General features: G+C 47.1%; 19 protein-coding genes, 1 rRNA gene and 1 other annotated feature. Of the genes, 1 reads left to right on the top strand and 19 read right to left on the bottom strand.

Going from position 1 to position 23,100, the window contains the following annotated elements:
- Positions 1-80: ribosomal RNA gene (locus tag PH235_RS09320) — 16S ribosomal RNA — on the bottom strand; the annotation flags it as partial.
- A gap of 512 nt (positions 81-592) precedes the next feature.
- Between PH235_RS09320 and PH235_RS09315 the strand changes: the two genes are divergently transcribed.
- The gene (locus PH235_RS09315; protein ID WP_272162076.1) at positions 593-1,330 is read left to right on the top strand and encodes a prepilin peptidase; all 738 of its coding nucleotides are present in this window, start codon (positions 593-595) and stop codon (positions 1,328-1,330) included.
- 233 nt (positions 1,331-1,563) lie between these two features.
- Here the strand turns inward: PH235_RS09315 and rpoC are convergent, their stop codons facing one another.
- The 18 genes from rpoC to PH235_RS09225 all read right to left on the bottom strand — a co-directional run bounded on the left by rpoC (position 1,564) and on the right by PH235_RS09225 (position 23,055).
- Positions 1,564-5,208 carry a DNA-directed RNA polymerase subunit beta' gene (gene rpoC / locus PH235_RS09310; protein ID WP_272162075.1) on the bottom strand — a complete coding sequence of 1,215 codons (3,645 nt, stop codon included), beginning with the start codon at positions 5,206-5,208 and terminating at the stop codon, positions 1,564-1,566.
- Positions 5,209-5,327: 119 nt separating this feature from the next.
- Positions 5,328-8,855 carry a DNA-directed RNA polymerase subunit beta gene (gene rpoB, locus PH235_RS09305; RefSeq protein ID WP_176974279.1) on the bottom strand — a complete coding sequence of 1,176 codons (3,528 nt, stop codon included), beginning with the start codon at positions 8,853-8,855 and terminating at the stop codon, positions 5,328-5,330.
- Between the two features lie 314 nt (positions 8,856-9,169).
- Positions 9,170-9,778, bottom strand: a complete 609-nt coding sequence (locus tag PH235_RS09300) for a class I SAM-dependent methyltransferase (protein ID WP_272162074.1) — start codon at positions 9,776-9,778, stop codon at positions 9,170-9,172.
- Between the two features lie 135 nt (positions 9,779-9,913).
- Positions 9,914-10,279: a 50S ribosomal protein L7/L12 gene (gene rplL, locus PH235_RS09295; RefSeq protein WP_086986651.1), complete on the bottom strand. Its 366-nt coding sequence runs from the start codon at positions 10,277-10,279 to the stop codon at positions 9,914-9,916.
- 82 nt (positions 10,280-10,361) lie between these two features.
- Positions 10,362-10,862, bottom strand: a complete 501-nt coding sequence (rplJ, locus tag PH235_RS09290; RefSeq protein WP_272162073.1) for a 50S ribosomal protein L10 — start codon at positions 10,860-10,862, stop codon at positions 10,362-10,364.
- Positions 10,863-10,899: 37 nt separating this feature from the next.
- Positions 10,900-11,026, bottom strand: a sequence feature (ribosomal protein L10 leader region).
- A 40-nt stretch (positions 11,027-11,066) separates the two neighbouring features.
- The gene (gene rplA / locus PH235_RS09285; RefSeq protein WP_086628828.1) at positions 11,067-11,756 is read right to left on the bottom strand and encodes a 50S ribosomal protein L1; all 690 of its coding nucleotides are present in this window, start codon (positions 11,754-11,756) and stop codon (positions 11,067-11,069) included.
- 104 nt (positions 11,757-11,860) lie between these two features.
- Positions 11,861-12,286 (bottom strand): 50S ribosomal protein L11, encoded by a 426-nt coding sequence (gene rplK / locus PH235_RS09280; protein WP_068562458.1) that lies wholly within the window; start codon positions 12,284-12,286, stop codon positions 11,861-11,863.
- 338 nt (positions 12,287-12,624) lie between these two features.
- Positions 12,625-13,173: a transcription termination/antitermination protein NusG gene (nusG, locus tag PH235_RS09275; RefSeq protein WP_086628827.1), complete on the bottom strand. Its 549-nt coding sequence runs from the start codon at positions 13,171-13,173 to the stop codon at positions 12,625-12,627.
- 139 nt (positions 13,174-13,312) lie between these two features.
- Entirely contained in the window at positions 13,313-13,483 is a 171-nt protein-coding gene (gene secE / locus PH235_RS09270) for a preprotein translocase subunit SecE (protein ID WP_272162072.1), read from the bottom strand.
- A 35-nt stretch (positions 13,484-13,518) separates the two neighbouring features.
- A complete protein-coding gene (gene rpmG, locus PH235_RS09265) occupies positions 13,519-13,671 on the bottom strand; it encodes a 50S ribosomal protein L33 (RefSeq protein WP_072763840.1) in 153 nt (50 codons plus the stop codon).
- 192 nt (positions 13,672-13,863) lie between these two features.
- Positions 13,864-16,038 (bottom strand): PTS transporter subunit IIABC, encoded by a 2,175-nt coding sequence (locus PH235_RS09260; RefSeq protein ID WP_272162071.1) that lies wholly within the window; start codon positions 16,036-16,038, stop codon positions 13,864-13,866.
- A 282-nt stretch (positions 16,039-16,320) separates the two neighbouring features.
- A complete protein-coding gene (locus tag PH235_RS09255) occupies positions 16,321-16,803 on the bottom strand; it encodes a GNAT family N-acetyltransferase (RefSeq protein WP_272162070.1) in 483 nt (160 codons plus the stop codon).
- Positions 16,800-17,741 carry a 1,4-dihydroxy-2-naphthoate polyprenyltransferase gene (gene menA, locus PH235_RS09250; protein ID WP_272162069.1) on the bottom strand — a complete coding sequence of 314 codons (942 nt, stop codon included), beginning with the start codon at positions 17,739-17,741 and terminating at the stop codon, positions 16,800-16,802. The genes PH235_RS09255 and menA overlap by 4 nt, the downstream gene beginning before the upstream one ends.
- 11 nt (positions 17,742-17,752) lie before the next feature.
- Positions 17,753-18,820, bottom strand: coding sequence for an FAD:protein FMN transferase (locus PH235_RS09245; RefSeq protein ID WP_443080865.1), 1,068 nt, complete (start codon positions 18,818-18,820; stop codon positions 17,753-17,755).
- 114 nt (positions 18,821-18,934) lie between these two features.
- Complete coding sequence (locus tag PH235_RS09240; protein ID WP_272162068.1) at positions 18,935-19,462, bottom strand: FMN-binding protein; 528 nt, start codon at positions 19,460-19,462, stop codon at positions 18,935-18,937.
- 209 nt (positions 19,463-19,671) lie between these two features.
- On the bottom strand, positions 19,672-20,652 hold the full coding sequence (locus PH235_RS09235) for a polyprenyl synthetase family protein (protein WP_272162067.1): 981 nt from the start codon (positions 20,650-20,652) through the stop codon (positions 19,672-19,674).
- A 34-nt stretch (positions 20,653-20,686) separates the two neighbouring features.
- Positions 20,687-21,109 (bottom strand): NusG domain II-containing protein, encoded by a 423-nt coding sequence (locus PH235_RS09230; protein WP_272162066.1) that lies wholly within the window; start codon positions 21,107-21,109, stop codon positions 20,687-20,689.
- A 71-nt stretch (positions 21,110-21,180) separates the two neighbouring features.
- Positions 21,181-23,055, bottom strand: a complete 1,875-nt coding sequence (locus PH235_RS09225) for an NAD(P)/FAD-dependent oxidoreductase (protein WP_272162065.1) — start codon at positions 23,053-23,055, stop codon at positions 21,181-21,183.
- Positions 23,056-23,100: the final 45 nt, after the last annotated feature.

The raw sequence follows: 23,100 nt of genomic DNA, 5'->3' as shown, positions 1-23,100 counted from the left end.
CATAGAAAAGACCGTTCGACTTGCATGTATTAGGCACGCCGCCAGCGTTCGTCCTGAGCCAGGATCAAACTCTCATGTAAATGTGGACTCTTGTACAGAAATCCTACACGTTAAGCTGATTGCTCTTGTTGTTTTGCTGACTTTATGTTTGCGATACTACGTATCGTCTTCGTTTGCTTCGACCGAAGTCTAAGCTCCTTGCACATTTGGTTCGTTCATTCTTTATTCAGTTTTCAAAGGTCAATCGTGTATCACGTGTTACGTGATTGCTTATTTATAATACCACTTGACCAGCTCGTTGTCAACGTCTTTTTGAAATATTTTTTGAAGATATTTTAAACGTTTTTTGAACTGCAGTAGCAACTCTTATATATTATCAAACCCAGAATCATCTGTCAACAACTATTTTCTATCGGGACAAAAGATTAATTTGACAACTTAAACAGTCTACCATCTGACGGACGCCCTGTCAACAATAAAAGGAATGTTTTTAAAAATGAGCTACCAAATGTTTTTCGAATCCGCAGACAAAAAGATTCCACAGACTAGTTGCGGATATTATAGTCAGTTTGTTCGCCAAGGAGGAATTGTTTTGACCATCGTTGCTTACGTATCCATCTTTTATTTCGGAGCCATTTTCGGATCTTTCTTTACCGTCCTGGGAACGCGCATCCCCATCAAAGAAAACTTCACAACCACACGTTCCCACTGTGTCCATTGTCAGCATACGCTGCAGACCAAAGATCTTTTTCCGATTTTTTCTTACGTGTCCCACCGCGGGAAGTGTGCATACTGCGCCGCAAAAATAGATGCGCTGTACGTCACTTCGGAACTCATTTCCGGTTTCGTGGCATGCCTGCTCTATTATTTCTACGCAACAGACATGCTGCAGTTGCTTGCTCTCGCTTTTGTGTTTTCGCTGCTGCTGGTCATCGCGATCGCCGACTATCTCTATCTGTTGATTCCCGATCGCTTCCAGCTCTTATTGTTGTTTGGTGTCGTGTTTCGCCAAGCCGTGCTTCCGGTTGCGGATTGGCCGGCAGCCTTCATCAGTTTCTTTGTGATTTTTTGCTTGTTGTTTTTCACAAGCCTCGCTCTTCCGGACGGAATCGGGGGCGGCGATGTCAAACTGCTTTCGATCTTGAGCCTCACTTTCGGATTGGAGCCCACCTTGTTCATCATCCTGTTGGCCAGTTTCTCCGCAGGATCCTATTTTCTGCACACCCACATGGCGAAAGGCCGCTCCTTACAACGCAGATTGCCTTTCGGGCCCTTCCTCGCCACTTCTGCTGTCGTGGTGCACTTTGCGCAACTGCTACTGGTTCGTTAACACCCGGACAACTCCTTTGATTCTATATGGGGATTGCATTTATGCTCAGAAATAACCCGTCAAAACCATTTTGACGGGGAAAATCAGCTCAAATCACAGTCAGAAAAACCGCCGAAACCACATTGGCGGGGAATTCTGTCCCCAAACTCGAACTCGAGTCCCGACACTTATACCACCAAACAACAAAAAAACGCCCTAGAAAAGCAATTTGCTTTTCCGGGGCGTTCATCTTTTTACGCTTTGTAGTCAGATAGGTTTGAACCTGTTTCGGCTGTGTCAGTGATGCTATAGACGCTCTCACTTTCAGCTTCAACGGCTTTCGGCTCCATCTTACGGTAGCGGGCCATACCTGTACCAGCAGGGATGATCTTACCGATGATAACATTCTCTTTAAGACCCAATAAGGAGTCTTTCTTGCCGCGGATCGCAGCATCCGTCAAGACACGAGTCGTTTCTTGGAAGGAAGCAGCAGACAAGAAGCTGTTTGTTTCCAATGACGCTTTTGTGATCCCCAACAGGACTGGACGGGCTGTTGCTGGAACTTCCCCAGCGTTGATGACAGAACGGTTACGGTCTTCGAAATCTGAGATATCCATCAGTGTACCTGGCAGGATATCTGTTGAACCCGGATCCATAACGCGGACTTTACGCAACATTTGACGGACCATAACTTCGATATGCTTGTCGCCGATTTCTACCCCTTGCATACGGTATACTTTCTGAACTTCGCGCAGCAAGTAAGTCTCAACAGACAGTACGTCGCGGACGCGCAGCAAGCTCTTAGGCTCGATGGATCCTTCAGTCAATGGATCACCACGGTGAACGATGTCGCCTTCAGCCACTTTCGTACGTGCAGTGTAAGGGATCGTATACGTTCTTGTATCCGTGATACCTTTGACTGTTACTTCTTTGGAACGATCAGACGCGCTTTCATCAATGGAGACAACTTCCCCTGTAACTTCTGTGATGATAGCTTGCCCTTTCGGATTACGCGCTTCAAAGATTTCTTGGATACGCGGCAAACCTTGTGTGATATCGTCTCCGGCAACCCCACCCGTATGGAATGTACGCATGGTCAATTGAGTACCCGGCTCACCGATTGATTGGGCAGCGATCGTACCGACTGCTTCACCGACCTCAACATTTGAACCAGTAGCCAAGTTACGGCCGTAGCAACGTTTGCAGACGCCGTGTCTCGTGTGGCACGTGAATACGGAACGGATCGTCACTTCTTGGATACCGGCATCAATGATTTCTTTCGCCATATCTTCTGTGATCAATTGGTTATGCACAGCAAGAACGTTGCCGTTCTCTGGATGGATAACTGTTTTTTGAGCATAACGGCCAATCAGACGCTCTTCCAAGTCCTCAATGACTTCATTGCCTTCTCGGATGGAACGGACTATCAGACCACGATCGGTTCCGCAATCGTCTTCACGGATGATGACATCTTGCGCCACATCAACCAGACGACGAGTCAGGTAACCTGAATCGGCTGTCTTCAAGGCTGTATCGGTCATACCTTTACGAGCTCCATGGGTAGAGATAAACATTTCCAAAACGCTTAGTCCTTCACGGAAGTTCGAAGTGATCGGCAATTCCATGATCTTACCGTTTGGAGCGGCCATCAGACCACGCATACCCGCCAACTGGGTAAAGTTGGAGATGTTACCACGGGCTCCGGAATCACTCATCATGAAGATCGGGTTTTCTTGTCCCAATGTCTTCATCAGTTCGACTTGGATTTCGTCTTTAGCCATGTTCCAGGTCATGATGACGCTGGTGTATCTTTCGTCATCAGTGATCAGACCACGACGGAATTGTTTCATGATGTTATCGACTTTTTTGTGGGCTCTTTCCAAGATCTCCGCTTTGGATTCCAATACCAAGATATCGGCGATCCCTACAGTGATACCTGCACGAGTCGAGATTTTGTAACCCAGGTCCTTCATTTTATCCAGCATCTTCGAAGTTTCCGTTACTTGGAACTTCTTGAATACGGCAGCAATGATGTTTCCAAGGTATTTCTTCTTGAACGGTCCGACAATTTCTTGATTTTTGATGAACGCCGGGATATCTTCGCCGGGTTCGGCAAAATATTTATCCGGAGTCGCAACATCCAAGTTGAATTGGGTCGGTTCATTCAGGTACGGGAATTCATGAGGCATGATTTCGTTGAAGAAGATCTTACCGACTGTCGTTACCAACAGACGGCCTCTTTGCCACTCTGTCCATGGTTTCTTAGGCAACGAATTCGTGCTGATCGCTACTCTTGTATGCAGATGGACAAAGCCACCTTCATAAGCAAGCCCAGCTTCTTCGGCATTGGAGAAGATCATTCCTTCGCCGACTTTATTTATTTCTTCCAGAGTCAGGTAATAGTTACCCAAGACCATATCCTGGGATGGTGTTACGACTGGTTTACCATCTTTCGGATTCAAAATGTTCTGTGCAGCCAGCATCAATAGACGCGCTTCTGCTTGTGCTTCTTCGCCCAGCGGTACGTGGACGGCCATTTGGTCACCATCGAAATCGGCGTTGTAGGCTTCACATACCAATGGGTGAAGACGGATCGCTTTACCTTCGACAAGTACCGGTTCAAACGCTTGGATACCCAAACGGTGAAGCGTCGGTGCGCGGTTCAGCAATACTGGATGTTCTCTGATGACATCTTCCAATACATCCCATACATCATCGTCCATACGGTCGATTTTGCGTTTTGCATTTTTGATGTTGCTTGCGATATCACGGGCAACCAATTCTTTCATCAAGAACGGTTTGAACAACTCGATCGCCATTTCCTTCGGCAAGCCGCATTGGTACATTTTCAGGAAAGGTCCAACTACGATTACAGAACGTCCGGAGTAATCGACACGTTTACCCAGCAAGTTTTGACGGAAACGCCCTTGTTTCCCTTTCAACATGTGCGAAAGTGATTTCAATGGACGGTTACCTGGTCCTGTTACAGGACGGCCACGACGACCGTTATCGATCAAAGCATCGACAGCTTCCTGCAGCATGCGTTTTTCATTCTGAACGATGATGTTCGGTGCGTTCAGGTCCAACAAGCGTTTCAGACGGTTGTTACGGTTGATGACACGACGGTAAAGGTCGTTCAAGTCACTTGTTGCGAAACGGCCGCCTTCCAATTGAACCATCGGACGCAAATCTGGAGGGATAACCGGGATTACATCCATGATCATCCAGCTAGGTTTGTTTCCTGAAGAACGGAAAGCATCCAAGATGTCCAAACGACGGATTGCACGCGTACGTTTTTGTCCAGTCGCGGATTTCAAGTCTTCTTTTAATTGTTCACATTCAGTATCGACATCGACGCGATCAAGCAATTGCTTGATGGCTTCAGCACCCATGGCCGCATGGAAACTGTTTCCGAATTGCGCCCGTTTGTCACGGTATTCTCTTTCCGTCAGCAACTGTTTCGATTCCAACACAGTGTCACCTGGTTCGATGACAACGTATGAAGCGAAGTAAATGATTTCTTCCAATGCGCGCGGGCTCATATCCAATACAAGTCCCATACGGCTAGGAATCCCTTTGAAGTACCATACATGGGTTACAGGAGCAGCCAATTCGATATGGCCCATTCTTTCACGACGGACCTTAGCGCGGGTTACTTCAACGCCACAGCGATCGCAAACGATCCCTTTGTAACGGATACCATTGTATTTACCACATGAACATTTCCAGTCCTTTTGCGGTCCAAAAATTCTCTCACAGAACAAACCTTCTTTTTCAGGTTTCAGTGTTCTGTAGTTGATTGTTTCTGGTTTTTTAACTTCCCCGTAAGACCAGCTACGGATCTTATCAGGAGAAGCCAAAGAGATTTGCATACTTTCAAATTTATTAACGTCTATCAAGGGGCCAACCTCCCTTTATTCTTTGAGCTGCCCAAAATGCTCTATCTGCGTTTCTCGCGAGGCAATGCGCTTTGATCAAACATGCACCCGAACGCTTCAGCAGCGCCCGGGAACACGAATTAGTCTCTCTTCATTGCTTCAGATTGTTTATTTAATCTTTCCATATTCACAACATCGTCTTCTTCGTCCATGTCGCGCAATTCGATTTCTTCTTCTGCTTCATCAAGCACTTTCATATCCAATCCAAGTGCTTGCAATTCTTTCACCAATACGCGGAATGATTCAGGTACACCTGGACGAGGAATTGTTTCGCCTTTGACGATCGCTTCGTATGTTTTCACACGACCGACAACATCATCTGATTTGTATGTCAAGATTTCTTGCAATGTATAGGCAGCACCATAAGCTTCCAGTGCCCAAACTTCCATCTCTCCGAAACGTTGTCCACCGAACTGAGCTTTACCACCCAACGGTTGTTGCGTAACTAGAGAGTATGGTCCAGTTGAACGAGCATGCAATTTATCATCGACCATGTGGGACAGTTTCAGATAGTACATGACGCCGACTGATACACGGTTATCGAATGGTTGACCTGTACGGCCATCATAAAGGATTGTTTTGGCATCATTCGCCATACCAGCTTCAGCTACAGTACCCCAAACGTCATCTTCATCCGCACCATCGAATACTGGAGATGCGACGTAGATGCCTAATGAACGGGCAGCCATACCTAAGTGAAGTTCCAATACTTGTCCGATGTTCATACGCGATGGTACCCCTAGAGGGTTCAACATGATGTCAACAGGAGTACCGTCTGGCATGTATGGCATATCTTCTTCAGGCATGATACGGGATACAACCCCTTTGTTACCATGACGTCCGGCCATTTTATCCCCTTCGTTGATCTTACGTTTTTGAACGATATAGACACGCACCAACAGATTCACGCCAGGTGACAATTCATCCCCTGCTTCACGGGTAAAGATCTTCACATCGTGGACGATACCGCCGCCGCCGTGAGGAACACGTAGCGATGTATCGCGTACTTCGCGGGCTTTTTCACCGAAGATCGCATGCAACAGACGCTCTTCCGCAGACAGTTCCGTCATCCCTTTAGGAGTGACTTTACCGACCAGGATATCCCCGTCTTTGACTTCCGCACCGATGCGGATGATGCCGCGTTCGTCAAGATCTTTCAAAGCATCTTCGCCGACGTTAGGCAATTCGCGGGTGATTTCTTCAGGTCCAAGCTTCGTATCACGTGCTTCTGATTCGTATTCTTCGATATGGATAGAAGTGTACACATCATCACGCACAAGACGTTCGTTCATGATAACAGCATCCTCGTAGTTGTAACCTTCCCAAGTCATGAAGGCAACCAAAACGTTCTGTCCAAGAGCCATTTCGCCTTTTTCCATAGATGGGCCATCCGCTAATGTCTCGCCGACATCGACACGGTCTCCCAAAGCTACGATCGGACGTTGGTTATAGCAAGTTCCTGAGTTGGAACGTTGGAACTTGATGATTTCGTATTTATCCAAAGCACCATTGTCGCGACGGACACGGATTTCTTTGGCATCCACGTATTCAACCACACCATCATTCTGGCACAACAGGGCTGCGCCTGAGTCATGAGCGGCTTTGTATTCCATCCCGGTACCGACGAACGGTGCTTGCGGGTTGATCAACGGAACAGCTTGACGTTGCATGTTGGCACCCATCAAAGCACGGTTGGAGTCATCGTTTTCCAAGAACGGAATGCAGGCTGTAGCGACAGCAACTACTTGTTTCGGAGAAACGTCCATGTAATCGACGCGTTCGATCGGAACTTCCAAGTTGTCATGGATATAACGGGCCATGACGATATTGTTGGCGAAGCTTCCGTCTTCCAATAGGACCGAGTTGGCTTGCGCAACGGTGAAGTTATCTTCTTCGTCAGCGGTCAAGTAGTCGATGATATTGGTAACTTTATGCGTGTTCCAGTCGACACGACGGTAAGGTGTTTCGATGAAGCCATATTTGTTGATTTTTGCATAACTGGACAAGCTGTTGATCAGTCCGATATTCGGGCCCTCAGGCGTTTCGATCGGACACATACGGCCATAGTGGGAATAGTGAACGTCTCGGACTTCATAGCCGGCACGGTCTCTCGTCAAACCGCCGGGTCCTAAGGCTGAAAGACGACGTTTGTGCGTCAATTCGCCCAATGGATTCGTTTGGTCCATGAACTGTGACAATTGGGAAGAACCAAAGAATTCTTTGATTGCAGCCACTACTGGGCGGATGTTGATCAATTGTTGCGGCGTTACGGTAGAAACATCCTGGATGGACATTCTTTCGCGCACGACACGCTCCATCCGTGACAAACCGATACGGAATTGGTTCTGCAACAACTCTCCGACTGAACGGATACGTCTGTTACCCAAGTGGTCGATGTCATCCGTTGTTCCCAATCCTTCAGTAAGGTTGAAGAAGTAGTTCATGGAAGCAAAGATGTCGGCAGTCGTCAGATGTTTGATATCGTCAGCAATTTCGGAATTCCCGATGATGTTGATGACTTTCTCAGGGTCTTTCTTAGAGTAGACTTTCACCACTTGCATAACGACAGGATCAGTCACAACGCCATCATCAGAAGGATATAACGTCACTTGGTTCAAGCCGTTATCCAAATAAGGCGTTAAGCGTTCCATCATGCCGCGGTCCAATTCAGTCCCTTTTTCGGCGATGATTTCGCCTGTTTCAGGATCGACCAATGTTTCAGCCAATATCTGGTTGTACAAGCGTGTTTTGACATTCAATTTTTTGTTTACTTTATAGCGTCCAACAGGAGCCATATCGTATCTTCTTGGGTCGAAGAAACGGGCATTCAGCAAGTTACGCGAGCTGTCGGCAGTTTTCGGTTCGCCTGGACGAAGTCTCTCGTAGACGTCTTTCAACGCTTCTTCTGTTCTGGAGTCCGATGCGTTTTTATGCACGTCTTTTTCCATAGTCAAACGTAAGCTTTCGTGGTCGCCGAAGATTTCAAGAATCTGATCATCCGAACCGAAGCCCAATGCGCGGACCAAAACGGTCAACGGGATTTTTCTGGTGCGGTCGATACGGACGTAAGAGATGTCTTTCGCATCTGTCTCATACTCCAACCATGCGCCACGGTTAGGAATCAATGTGTTTCCGAAGCTTTCTTTTCCGTTTTTATCCATCTTGTTATGGAAATAAACGCCTGGAGAACGAACCAATTGGGAGACGATAACACGTTCCGCTCCGTTGATGATGAAGGTACCCATGTCTGTCATTAATGGGAAATCACCGAAGAAAACTTCCTGGTCTTTGATTTCGCCTGTTTCTTTGTTGATCAAACGCAGTTTTACATAAATCGGTGCCGAGTAGTTGGCATCATGTGCACGTGCTTCTGAAACAGTGTATTTTGGATCATGGAATTCATAGTCGACAAATTCCAATGCTAAGTTCCCTGTGTGATCTTCGATCGGCGTGATGTCCTTGAACATCTCTTTGATCCCTGTTTCCAGGAACCATTCATAAGAATCCGATTGAATCTCAATCAGGTTAGGAAGCTCTAACACTTCACTGATACGCGAATAACTTCTGCGGGTACGTTGTTTCCCGAATTTTTCATTATGCCCTAACAACTTCTTCACCCCTACTTAAATTTAGACATTTAGCGACAACACACTCTTATGTTGCAGTTTCGCAACAAGTGTTACGTTTTTGTTACATATACATTCCGCAACGTTTTTTTGGCAAAAAAAAACCAAAAGAAGGTTGCAATTTCTGAGAAAATTACTCTTTCTTTTGTTTTCTGCCTCGAAAAGCGCGTCTGGACAATATTTCAGTCGCGTTTTCTGAATTATCTTATGCGTCTATATTACCTTACTATTCTACACACATGGCTTTCATTTGTCAACAGCCTTCTGCCCGCATCCGGAGCGATCCGGGACGCGCATTAAGCCCTGACCGATTGGATGATCCAATATCCTTTGTCGCGGGCGATGACTTCGACATTCCCGAAGACATCCAGCATTTTCTGTTCAGCACTCGGCGCGCCTTGCTTCTTTTGGATGACCACAGTCAGCGTGCCACCCGGCAAGAGATGCGTGTGTGCTTCCGACAGGATGCGATGGACGACCTGTTTCCCGGCGCGGATCGGCGGATTGCTGACGATTGCAGCGAATTGCCTTCCTTCAGGCACTTGGTCGTAGGTATTCGATTCGTAGACTTTCACATTGCGGATGTTGTTGGCTTCCGCATTTCTGCGCGCCAAAGACAAGGCCCGTTCGTTTACGTCCACCATCTCCACCAGTCTGGCAGGATAAGCATGCGCGAGCGCAAGCCCCATCGGACCGTAGCCGCAGCCGACATCCAGAATATCCCCGGCCACTTCCTCATTCAAGCGGAAGCTTTCGATCAACAAGCGCGAACCGAAGTCGACCGTTTTTTTGGAGAAGACACCGCTGTCCGAGATGAAACGGAATTCGCGATCCCGCAAAGGAAACGTCCAGGAAGTTTCCTTGCTTTCGGTTTCAGGGTTCTTTGTGTAGTAATGATTTGACATATTTCCAACTCCTTCTGACGGAAGTCCGATACTGCACGGAAAATATAAGAAAAGCCAGGATAATTGCTTATCCTGGCTAGTCTATTTACACAATCAAGAATTGTGTTTCTGTAGAAACAATCTTTTGGAAAAAGATTATTTAATTGTTACAGAAGCGCCAACTTCTTCTAATTGAGCTTTCAATGCTTCAGCATCTTCTTTAGATACAGCTTCTTTGATAACGCCAGGAGCGCCGTCAACTAGAGCTTTAGCTTCTTTCAAGCCTAGGCCTGTAGCTTCACGTACAACTTTGATTACTTTGATTTTTGAATCGCCAGTTGAAGTTAATTCAACGTTGAATTCAGTTTGCTCTTCTTCAGCTGCTGCTACTGCACCTGCTGCTGCTACTGGAGCTGCAGCTGTTACGCCGAATTCTTCTTCGATAGCTTTTACTAAGTCGTTTAATTCTAAAACTGTTGCTACTTTGATGTCAGCAATGATTGCTTCGATGTTTAATGACATTTTGTGTTCCTCCGTTTTTGGTTTAAGTTTTTTTGTGCCTCCAAAAGGAAGCTTGTGTTTGATTCTTCAGCAGAACTGCAGATTATGCAGCTGCGCCGTCTTTCTCAGATACAGCTTTAATAGCCAACGCAAAGTTGCGGACTGGAGCTTGTAGTACTGAAAGTAACATAGAAAGCATACCTTCGCGGTTTGGTAGTTTTGCCAAAGCTTCGATTTCTCCTTTAGAAGAAACGTTACCTTCAACGATACCACCTTTGATTTCTAGTTTTTCAGCAGTTTTTGCGAATTCAGCCATGATTTTGGCTGGAGCAACAACATCTTCAGAACTGAATGCAACAGCAGTAGGTCCTTTGAAAATGCTTTCCATTCCTTCCAAACCTGCAGCGACAGCAGCACGTATCATTAGAGAGTTTTTGATAACTTTCATTTCTACGCCAGCTTCACGCAATTGTTTTCTTAATTCAGTCACCTGTTCAACAGTAAGACCTAAATAATCAACAACGACTACAGATGCGGATTCTTGGATTTTTGTTGTTAGTTCTTCAACCAACAGTTGTTTTTTTGCAATAGCAGCTTCACTCATCTTATATTTCACCCCCTGGATTTTATGATAGAATTTCTTGTAAAAACAAAAAACTCTATGTCACCTAGACATAGAGGATCCATAAATATCTCATTGGATTCTTCCTCGGCAGGTATATTAAGGCTCGCACCCCCTGCTGTCTTCGGTAAGCATATATTAACCTCAACGACTATACCAAAGATAGTCGTTCAGGTCAAGGTTTTTTTATAAAGAGCTTGCGTCCACTTTAACGCCAGGTCCAAATGTAGTTGTTACACTTACATTTTTAACGTATTGGCCTTTAGCAGTTGCTGGTTTAGCTTTCACGATTACATCGTGGATTGTACGGAAGTTTTCCAACAATTTAGCATCGTCGAATGATACTTTACCGATAGGAACGTGGATGTTACCAGCTTTGTCAGCACGGTATGTAACTTTACCAGCTTTGATTTCGTCAATAGCTTTTGTTACGTCCATTGTTACAGTACCTGTTTTAGGGTTTGGCATCAAGCCTTTAGGTCCCAATACACGACCCAAACGTCCAACTTCACCCATCATGTCAGGAGTTGCAACAACAACATCAAAGTCAAACCATCCGCCTTGGATTTTTTGAACCATGTCTGCGTCGCCTACGTAGTCTGCACCAGCAGCTTCAGCTTCTTTAGCTTTTTCGCCTTTAGCGAATACTAAAACGCGTTGTGTTTTACCAGTTCCGTTTGGAAGCACGACTGCTCCACGGATTTGTTGGTCATTTTTACGAGTGTCGATCCCTAAACGGTAAGCGACCTCAACAGTTGCGTCGAATTTTGCAAAATCGACTTCTTTCGCTAATGCTACTGCTTCTTCTACTGAATATGATTTAGTAGAATCCACTTTTTTGGCAGCATCTTGGAATTTTTTACTTTTTTTAGCCATTGAATTTTCCTCCTAGATTGTGGTTTTAACGGATTAACCTCCCACGTGTGGCCAAAAACGTCTAACGAGCGTTCGGAAGGCCACATGAGAAGCTGCCTTTTGAATTAGTCTTGAACTGTAATACCCATTGAACGGGCAGTACCTTCGACCATACGCATAGCAGCTTCTACGTCTGCTGCATTTAAGTCTACCATTTTTGTTTCAGCGATTTCTTTAACTTGGTCACGTGTTACGGTACCAACTTTTTTCTTGTTCGGTTCGCCTGAGCCTGATTCGATACCTGCAGCTTTTTTCAGTAATACTGGAGCTGGAGGAGTTTTAGTAATGAAGGTGAATGAACGATCTTCATATACAGAAATGACAACGGGAATGATCATACCTGCTTGGTCAGCTGTACGTGCATTGAATTCTTTACAGAATCCCATGATGTTTACTTGTGCTTGACCCAAAGCTGGACCTACTGGTGGAGCAGGAGATGCTTTACCTGCAGGAATTTGTAACTTAACTAATTTAACAACTTTTTTAGCCACGAGACATACCTCCTTGATTGTTCGTGATGTGGTTTAATGGGGTTAAGATTTCCCCTCCCACTCAATCCATACGCCTGAACGTACCGATATATTATATCAGTACACCCAAATTAATGCAATAGTTTTTTAGCTAACATCTAAATTTTTCTAACAGTTTTAGCGCATCACCTTAGGTGATCTACAAGTTTGAAAAATAGTCTATCCTCTTAAAGCGATGGCTAGCTTCACGGGTTAGCCCTTCGGAAATTAGATAAATCGTACCTATTGCGCTCTACGATGCTCAGTCGGCACGATTTCCTAAATTTCTTTCAGGGCTGGACGAACCCGTTCCGCTTTTACTATCCTTTATCCACTTGGTCGTAATCGAGTTCGGCAATCGTTTCGCGGCCGAACATTTCGATCATGACTTTCAGCTTGCCTTTTTCGCTGTCCACTTCTTCAACGAACCCTGACAAGCCATTGAATGCGCCATCGGTGATGGTGACAGGCTCGCCTTTTTCGAATTTCACGTCATGCATGCGTGTGCTCATGCCCATGCGCTTCAGAATGACTTCGATTTCCTCATTCAATAAAGCGGACGGCTTGCTTCCTGCTCCATGCGATCCGACGAAACCGGTAACGCCTGGTGTATTACGGACAACGAACCACGCTTCATCAGACATGATCATTTCAACCAATACGTAACCAGGGAAGGTTTTTTGCGTAGTCGCCTTCTCTTTGCCGTCCTTCACTTCTACTTGCTCTTCTTCCGGGATAACGACGCGGAAGATATGGTCTTCCATGTTCATGCTTTGCGCACGCGATTCGATGTTCAGTTTCACTTTGTTCTCATAGCCTGAATAAGTGTGCAACACATACCATTGTTTTTCGTTTTCGATCGTTTCCATTTCTGCATCTTCTTTCTTGGTGGATTTTTATTTGACTTCGTTTTTTGTAAACAAAAAAACCTTCCTGTCTTTGAAAGGTTCCTTCTGTACGGCGTTAACATTATAGCATCACGAAGACCGTATGGCTACAAATCTTCTTTTAATTTAAGATTAAATCCATTGCCTCTGTGATCCCAAAATCTACTACGGCAAAAAATATTCCGAATAGAATGGTTGTAACGACTACCGTATTTGTATATTTTGCTAATTCCTTACCAGTCGGCCAAGTCACTTGCTTCATTTCATCCGCTACGCTCTTCAGAAATTTCATGCTTATCCTCCTACTATATGTTGCCAGTTTCGTCTTTATTTCGTTTCTTTGTGCAAGGTATGCTTTCCGCAGTACCGGCAAAATTTCTTGACTTCCAAACGTTCTGTACGACCTTTTTCAGTAGGTGTGATGGTGTAGTTCCTTGATCCACATACGGTACAGGCTAATGCGGCTTTTCTTATAGCCATGTCGCTCACCTATTTTCTCTCTATTTGTGTACACAATACAAGCTAATATTAGAGCGCTTGCCTCAAATAGTCAACCTTTTTATTTTTGCGGATACGCCCAGAAATACAAAAAGGTCTCCGGATCTGAGACCGGAAACCTTTTTGTTGCGCTATTCATTTCTGCATTACCTTATCCGCGTTGAATCTTACTTCTTATTGAACTGTAACGATTGCATCGCCAAGATCTACAGTACCTTCTGCAACAACTTCAATGTTTTTATAATTGAAAGTGTTTGTGATTACCATAGGAGTAGTTGTCTTGTAACCGGAAGCTTTGATGAAATCGATATCGAAATCAACCAATTTATCTCCGATTTCAACAAAATCCCCAGCCTTAACATAAGTGGTGAAACCTTCACCCTTCAGATTGACTGTATCCAATCCGATATGGATCAAGATTTCAACACCTTCGTCCGATTCAAGACCGATAGCATGCTTCGTGTCGAAAACCATGACGACTTTGCCGTTGATCGGCGAAACAACTTCACCGACTGCAGGTTCGATTGCGATCCCTTTACCCAACGCTTCACTAGCGAAGGCAGCGTCGTCCACTTGCGTCAATGGAATGGCGATACCCGCGATAGGCGAACGTAAAGTAGTGGCAACTGTCGCTTTTGCTTCAGCAGCAGGTGCTGCTGCTTTTTCTGTTGCTTTTTCTTCTGTTTTTTCAACAGCCTTCAGACCATAATAGTCTTCTTTCGAAGGCAGTTTTGCGGCACTGCCGCTTTCAATGAATTCTTCCAGGTTTGATTTGATGTTAGAAACTTTCGGTCCGTAAACAACTTGAACGCCGTTTCCTTTATGGATGACGCCGGATGCTCCCGTGCCCTTCAATAATTCCGCATCAACCAAATCTCCGTTTGCTACAGTTGTACGCAGACGTGTCGCACAGCTGTCGACGTCCACGATGTTCGCTGCGCCACCCAGACCATAAATGATGGAAGCGGACATTTCATCCGTTTCGTTTTTCACGATTGAGGCAACGTCTGCAGCGCCTTCTTGCGCTTTCGCATTCATGTCAGCACGTGTATATAGTTTCACTTCAGTTGAATCATCTTCACGACCCGGAGTCTTGTAGTTGAACTTCTTGATCAAGAATGAGAACAGGAAGTAGTAGACTACGAAGTAAACAAGACCGATGATGACGATCCAGATCCAGTTCGTTTTGGCATTCCCTTGCAGGATACCGTACAAGAACATATCGATAAATCCGCCCGAGAAAGTCATACCGACACCTACGCTGAACATATGCATCAGCATGTAAGCAGCACCGGCCAAAATTGAGTGGATGACATACAATGGTGTAGCAACAAACAAGAATGTGAATTCCAATGGCTCAGTGATACCTGTAAGCATGGAAGTCAAGGCAGCAGACAACAAAAGTCCGCCGGCTTCTTTTCTTTTTTCTGGTTTAGCTGTGCGATACATCGCTAAAGCAGCACCAGGCAAACCGAAGATCATCAACGGGAATTTACCTGACATGAAACGTGTAGCGGCAACGCTGAAGATAGTTGTGTCAGGATCAGCCAATTGCGCGAAGAAGATGTTTTGTGCACCTTCGACCACTTTTCCGCCAACTTCCATCGTTCCGCCAACTGCTGTTTGCCAGAAAGGCAAGTAGAACACGTGGTGCAGACCGAAAGGAATCAACGCACGCTCCATGAAACCATAGAGCCATGTTCCAGCGTAACCGGAACCTTGTACCAAAGCACCGATCGCATTGATGCCTTCTTGCACTGGCGGCCAGATGTAAACCATCAGGATACCTACGAACAAGTAGACGATTGATGAAATGATCGGAACAAAACGAGTGCCTTCAAAGAATGAAAGAGCAGCTGGTAATTGAATTTTATAAAAGCGATTATGAAGTGCAGCAACACCCAAACCGACGATCATACCTCCAAAAACACCCATTTGCAATGACTCGATACCCAATACGTTTGAGATTGATCCTTCGATGAACTGATCTGCGCCGCCACGGGCTACGATCATAGCGCCGATGGATGAATGCATGATCAGGAAGGCGATGACAGCCGCCAAAGATGCAGTCGCTTTTTCAGCTTTCGCCATACCGATGGCACAGCCGACAGCGAAGATCAACGGCAAGTTGCCAAAGACAACCGATCCGGCCTGGTTCATTACGTTCAATACATCATAAATGAATGTCCCTTGACCCATCAGTTCCGTTAAACCATATGTTTCTAGTGTCGTAGCATTAGTAAATGACCCACCGATACCCAAAAAGAGTCCGGCTACTGGTAAAATGGCGATTGGCAACATGAACGAACGTCCAACACGCTGCAAAACACCAAAAAGTTTGTCCTTCATTTTTAATCCTCCAAATACGGACAAGGAAAATTACGCTGCGGAACAGGCGGACCCGCTCCGGTTGCAACTGACCTCGTTCTCTTTATTTAAGCGGACGGAAAATGCAGGGGATGAATATAGCGCTTTCTTGGTCAATAAATGAAGATTCCGAAAGAAAAAACACTTCGAATCCATAGCCATTATAACGTAACTGGCTTTTCATTAAAAGCAAGAAGTAACATTTCGTACACAATTTTAAAAGCTTTTTTGAGAACGCCTTTATGAAAACGTTTCATTGTATAGTCATGTTAATTCCAGCAACATTGTGCAAGAGTTTCGCTGTTTTTTCACGATTCGGAATCCATAGCGCTCATAGAGCTTGCGCACCGTGTTGGAGCGGGCCACACTCAAGGAGACCGCCGCCAAGCCTGTTGCCTTCAGCTGCGTCAGCATCCGCTCCAGCAGCGCCTTCCCGATGCCGCGCCCGCGGAAAGCCGGCAGCACTGCAAGCGTGAGTTCCGGCACATCTGCGCGGACGAAACCGTAGCCTTTTTGGTCAGTCGTCGCAAAACGGATCCACACCGCCCCGACCGCTTCACCATCGGATAGCGCCACAAAGGCCAAATCGCCTTCTCTGCCGAAGTCCGCATGGTAGCGTCGGATTGCCGGTTCTTCCAATACCTTCCGCGGCAAAAAGCCCCCGCCTTTGGGCGAATAGATCGCCTGATAAGTCATTTCCTTCAGAAATAACTCATCCGCAGGGGCTCCGTGTCTGATCGTGATCATTTCAGGATAAGCGACACGATCAGCAGAATGATCTCCAAACCGTGATAGAGGATCAGATTCTTGATCGCCAGATCGAAAGTCGTCGCTTTGTCCTGTTTGGCTTTGAAGCGGGTGATGTTGCGCTGGATGATCGGGAAGATCGCCCAGATGAACAGCATCCAGACCGGATAGATCCCGAACAGCACCGAAATTGTCGTCGCGGCGAATGCGCCGTAATACAGCCAAGCATACAAGCGCACGGCGATCGGCTTACCGATGTAGAAAGTCAGCGTGTAACGGTGATTGGAAATATCCGTTTCATAGTCGCAAATATTGTTCGCCAGCATGATGTTGGCGATGCTGAATACAAGCGGAGCCGACTGCAGCAGGATGATCAGCAGATTCGCGCTGTTCCCCTCCAACGTAAAGTTCGGCCACTGCAACAGAAGCGATGCCAACGTTCCGGCCGGCACGTTCACGAACACGGCGATGAAAAAGATGCCGAAGCCCATCGTCAGTCCCGAGGCCACTTCACCCAAAGGCATCCGGGAAATCGGGAACGGTCCGAACGTATACAGGATCCCGATCGCAAAGCAGAGCGCCCCGATCACCAACAGCAACAGATTGGTCCGCGCCGTCAGGATCAATCCGAGCAGCGCCGCGAACGCAATCATCGAAACAATGATCGTCGCAGCTTTCTTGACGGAGATCCCCGCTTTTCCGAGGATATTTTCCTCGTCGCGGTAAACCAGATTCTTCGCCTTCACGTAGTCCATCGTGTTGTTGATGGCGGTCGTCGCCATGTCAAAAACGACCATTGCGATGAAGAACAGAATCGTGTTCAGCGCATTGATGCTGCCGAAATGGTAGAGCGTAAATAAAGTCCCCAACACAAACGGAAACAAACTGGCCAACTTGGTCTTGATTTCCACAAATTCCAAAAATACAGGTACATTCATTTCATTCACCCCTATTCATTTTCCCAAACGTAATCGTCGTTCGTCAGTTCAAAATTATCCGCCAGCCCATCCGAAACGTAGACTTTTTTGTCCTTTGTGACAAAAACGGCTTCGATATCCTCGCGTTCATTGACGTAGGCCAGACCCGCTTCCATTCCGAGACCGAAGACAAGCGTCGAGAGCGCATCCCCATCGATCGATTTATCGGACAGGATCGAAACGCCGGCGATGTCGTTATCGAACGGATAGCCCGTTTCCGGATCCATCAGATGGTGGTAGCTGACGCCATCCACTTCGATGTAGCGTTCATAGATGCCTGAAGTCACGATCGAACGGTCCTTTTGCTTGGTCTTGCCGATCGTCTCCCCGCGCGCTGCCAACGGATCCTGGATGCCTACGTTCCAGGACTCCCCTTCACGCAACGGCGAACCTCCAAGCACATAGACGTTGCCGCCAAGGTCGATGATGGCAGTCGTCACACCCTGCTCCACCAACAGTTCTTTCACTTCGTCGGTAATGTAGCCCTTGGCGATGGCGCCGAGGTCCAACAGCATGCCTGCATCCGCCAATTGGACGGTCTGCGCAGAATCATCCAGCACAACGCGCTCGTAATCGACCAAAGTCAGCGCTGCATCGATTTCGCTCTGCTCGGGCTTTCTGGCGTCTTCGAAGCCGATGTGCCACAGTTCGGTGATCGGCCCGATTGACAGGTCAAAATCCCCATCGGAAGCCTCGCTGTATTCATAAGCACTCTGCACTAATGGATAGACATCCTCCGACAGCTCCACTGCTTCCTTCCCTCCCGCGGCATTGACTGCATCGATTTCCGACCCGGGCTCATTCACGGTGATCTTATCGGCCAGTTCCGCCACACGGTCGAAGGCTTCTTCCAGAACAGCCTCTTTGCCTTCGTCATAGACGCGCACCGTCACATAGGTCCCCATCAGGAACTCCGTTTTCTCATACGGTTCTTTCCGTATCACCGTTTCTTGCTGTGTGTCGCTATTACCGCAGCCCCCGAGGAGGAGTGCCGCTGACAAGAGACCCGCCAGGCCGACCTTGTTCATATATTTTTTCATCTGATCACCCCGTATCCACATTTAAAAAGACAGGCAGGAACAAGAACGCTGTCCCTACCTGTCTATGATAATCTTTTTTCTTGCTGAATCCACCTAAAAAAGTGGAAAAACAGCTTATTCTTCGACTACGTTGTCGATTTCGATCAGAGTTGTGTCGCCAGCTTCTGCTGCTTCAACTAACATTGGAGCGTACTTTTTGAAAGTATCAGAAGAACCTGTAGCGCCAGTAACGACCTCTACTGCTTCTGGATCTTGTTTTTCAACTAACTGGTTATTCAATGCTGGGAAGTAATCAGCAGGACCCACGCCAGCTTTTGCTACCATGTTCGCTTGGTACTCAGCATCTTCAGATTTCTTCTCGCCAGCTTCGTTCACGTTCTCATATGCAGATTCCGTGATTTTGCCGTCCACGACAGTGATCGAGAATTCAGTTTTCCAGCCACGAGTGTCGAAGTTCTTTTCAACCAATGTGTAAGTGCCGTCCTGCAATTCAGCTGCCGCTTCTGAAGAAGACTCAACTACAACTTCGGATGAAGCCATATCTGAGGATTCAGTTTCCGTGTCGGCTCCGCCGCAAGCTGCTAATACAAAAGTTGATGCCAGCAAAAGAGTTGCCGTAGATAACGTTTTCTTTAATTCCATAATCTATCCCACCCTGTTCTTTTTTATGGTAGCGGTTAGATATGTGATGCCAATCACAAGCCTCCTATATCTATCCACTTACTTATCATACCATTTGTTACATCTTTAGCCAAATAAAATCTGTATATTTAACAAAAAACCATTATTTTCTAATGTTTTATCTTAAAATGAGATGCTATCAATCCGCATACCGCGTAGTAGAGGCTTTGCTACATATTGCGATAAAGCAATTGCTCAGTTAATTTCGTTAGCGTTTCCTTTACGGGATGGTTCGGCAATTTTTTGATCAGCTTCAGCGCTTTCGTCGTGTACTTTTTGGCCAAGGCCTGTGCAGCGCGATTGCCGCCATAGCGTTCCACCAACCCATGGATCTCAGCGAGCTCCTCAGCGGTCACATCCGCCCCTTTGGCGATATACGAAGCGAAGGCTTTGCGCTCGGCTTGCATCGCGTACAGCACAGGCGCTGTGTAGATGCCGTTGCGGAAGTCGCTCAGAGCTGGCTTGCCCAGGGTCTTATCGTCCTGCGTGTAATCCAATACATCATCCATGACCTGGAAGGCCATGCCGATATTGTGGCCGATCCGATAGGCCAGCTGGGCCAACTTCTCGTCCTCATCCGCTCCATAAGCACCGGCATAGCAGCTCAAGGCGAAGAGCTGGGCCGTCTTGCCTTGGATCTGCCGCAAATAATCGCGCATGCGCATGTCCGGATTGTAGCGCATATCCATCTGGTTCAGCTCGCCGATCAGGATGCTTTCCATCCCGTTCGTGTCGATCTTCAGCACAGCCGCATCGCCGGCATAATCGGACAGCAAGCGGAAGCAGACCGTGAAGAGGTAATCCCCCGAATAGACGGCAATTTGATTGCCGAATGCCCGGTTCATCGTCTCCTGGCCTCGGCGGGTGCCGGCTTCATCGATCACGTCATCATGCATCAACGTCGCCGTATGCAACAGCTCCACCGCAGCCGCGATCGCCTGCGCCCGTTCCGCATCCCGTTGCGGGGAATAGTACGAAAACAACAGGCAATAGGCTGGTCGCAGCATTTTCCCGCCCGAAAGCAGCCTGGCAAGGATCGCTTCCCTGACCGCCTGGTTTTTGAGCGTTATATTTTTTTCCAACAGCTCATTGGTGGCGACCAATTCCGCTTGCAACAGCGGATACTGGTCCCACATCGAATGAATTTTCATACTGAACTCCTTTTGTTCTGCCCTTAAGTATTTGTCAGGAGATGATGTCGAGGGCCTCTTCATCGTCAGCGGTTGTCCCTTGGGCACCCCGCACCTCCACTAGCACACGGTTCGGCAGACACATGATTGTCTCCCCGATGCCATCCTTCGCGCCCATGCGGACACACAATTGGTCGTCGCAATCGGCTGAAGCAATCCGGATTTGGGCCCCTTCCCGCACAATCACGTTCTCATGCCCATGGTCATCCTTATAGACATAGATTTCCGTCTTGCCGTCATCCTTCAGGACAAATTCCTTCACCACATTGCCGTCCACACTGATGACCGCGATGTTATCCGCGCTCTCAGCGTTGGCTTGATGATAGGAGAAGACTCCCAACGGCAGGAAGGAAGCCGCCATCAAAAAAAGGATGATGAGCAGATCGCCTCTGCGGATCATTTTCAGGTATTTTCTCATTTCCCGTCCCTCTCTTCTGAAAAGAAAAGGGCTAAGGCAAGTCTCCCCACCTTAACCCTGTTAGATCGTTATTATTGACCGACACCCGGTCTATAGATTGATTTTGTCTTACCATACCACCAGTTGTCAAGTTTCTTCTGGATCCACGGAATCACATAGTAGTCCAACCCGAAGGCTCTGCCGGAACCGTTCATCAAAGCGATGGCCACCGGAACGAACCACATGTTCACCCAGTAGAACATACCGGATAAGGCGAACGAGATCACCAATGCGATCGTTGCGGCATTCGCCAAGAAAGTGAACAAGCCTGCGATGATCGCCAAACCGATCAGCAACTCGACGATCGTCATGAATTTCTGGAAGAACAAAGCCATTTCCACGTTCGGGATCATGACTTGCATGATGCTGTTGAACCACTCAGGTGCTTCTTTGAAGACCATCATCGGTTCTTCACCATACGCATAGCTCAAACCGAACACCGGAAGACTCTCTGCAGCTGTTTCGGCTACTGCTTCGGATGCACCGGTCGTCGCTTCCTTCAGCCAAGCGAAAGGCAGGACGATCTCATCGCCGAACCAAGAAGTCGTGCCGTACAGGCCGAAAATCTTCTTGAGCGCTTCCCACGTCCACATGCTGCCGTAGAAGACACGCAATGGCAGTGCCCAAAGCACATTACCCAAACGGGACAAGTGACCGCGGAAGATGTTGCGTTTTTCTTTGATATGGAAGAATTCATGGTAAATGTATTGTACGAAATAATAACCTGAACCGATCGTCATGAAGTAGAACAAGTTCACCATGTGTTTCACCAGCATCGCTATGAAGCCGCTCAAATGGATTTTGTCCATCAAGTAGGCAACGCCGTAACGGGAACCGATCGAAATCATGAACCCTTGATACGTGCCTTTGTGTTCGTGCTTCTCTGTTCCTTCGATAGAAGCGATGATGTTGGCTGCTGCTGTGTGTCCCGTTTGTTCCGCGGACTGAACGATCTGCGGAACCGGCGCGTTATCTTTGTCGGGCTCTTCGTAGTAGACCAAGTCCCCTGCCAGATAGACGCCTTCGGAATCTTTCGCCTCCATGTATTTATTGGCTACCAAACGGCCCGCTCTTGCTTGCTCGATGCCGTAAGCAGCTGCGTCCGTGTTGGCTTTTACACCTGCCGTCCAAATCAGTGTGTGTGTCGGAATGATCGTTCCGTCAGACAACTCAACACTTTCCTTCTGGACGTTTGCGACCCCATTGCCTTTGATGATCTGGATGCCTTGCTTGCGCATATATTTCTCAGCTTTTTGTTGTTCCTTTTCGGTAACGACACCCAGAATCTGCGGTGCAGCTTCAACCAGATAAAGACTGAATTCAGCCGGATCCAATTTGTTGGCTCTAGCCAATTGGTCTTTCCATTCCATCAGGTCGCCGACAAGTTCCACACCGGTAAAACCAGCTCCGCTGACTACAGCAGTCAACATTGCTTTGCGTTTTTCATCATTGTGTTCATTTGAAGCAGCTTCGACTGTGTCCTGGATATGACGGCGAATTTTGTTCGCATCTTCCCATGACCACATCGTGAAACCATTCTCATCGACACCTGGGACGTTGAACGTATTCGGTTCTCCGCCCATCGCCAGGATCAGGTAGTCATAGTTGAAGCTGTGGCTGCTGGTCGTGACCACTTTCGCTTCACGGTCCACATGGGTCACTTCATCCGTAATGATATCCACGTTTCTGTTACGGCTGAACAGACGTTGCAGATCGTATTGGATCGCATCGGGCTGCACACGTCCCGCTGCCACCTCATGCAACTCGGTCATGTACGTTTGGTAGGAATGTTTGTCGATCAAGGTGATCAAGACATCCGGATTTTTCTTGAAATGTCGGGACAATTTCTTCGCGGCGGCCACACCGGCGAAACCTGCTCCCACAACCACAATATTCTTTTTACTCATTTGGCAGTCTCCTTTTTATCTATGTTCAGCGCATCCCTGCGCCTA

Origin of the sequence: Trichococcus sp. K1Tr (assembly GCF_028309625.1) — a bacterium.
In the GTDB taxonomy this organism is placed as follows: Bacteria; Bacillota; Bacilli; order Lactobacillales; family Aerococcaceae; genus Trichococcus.
Note: the sequence above shows the minus strand (reverse complement) of the source record. Positions and strands in the feature narration are given on the sequence as shown.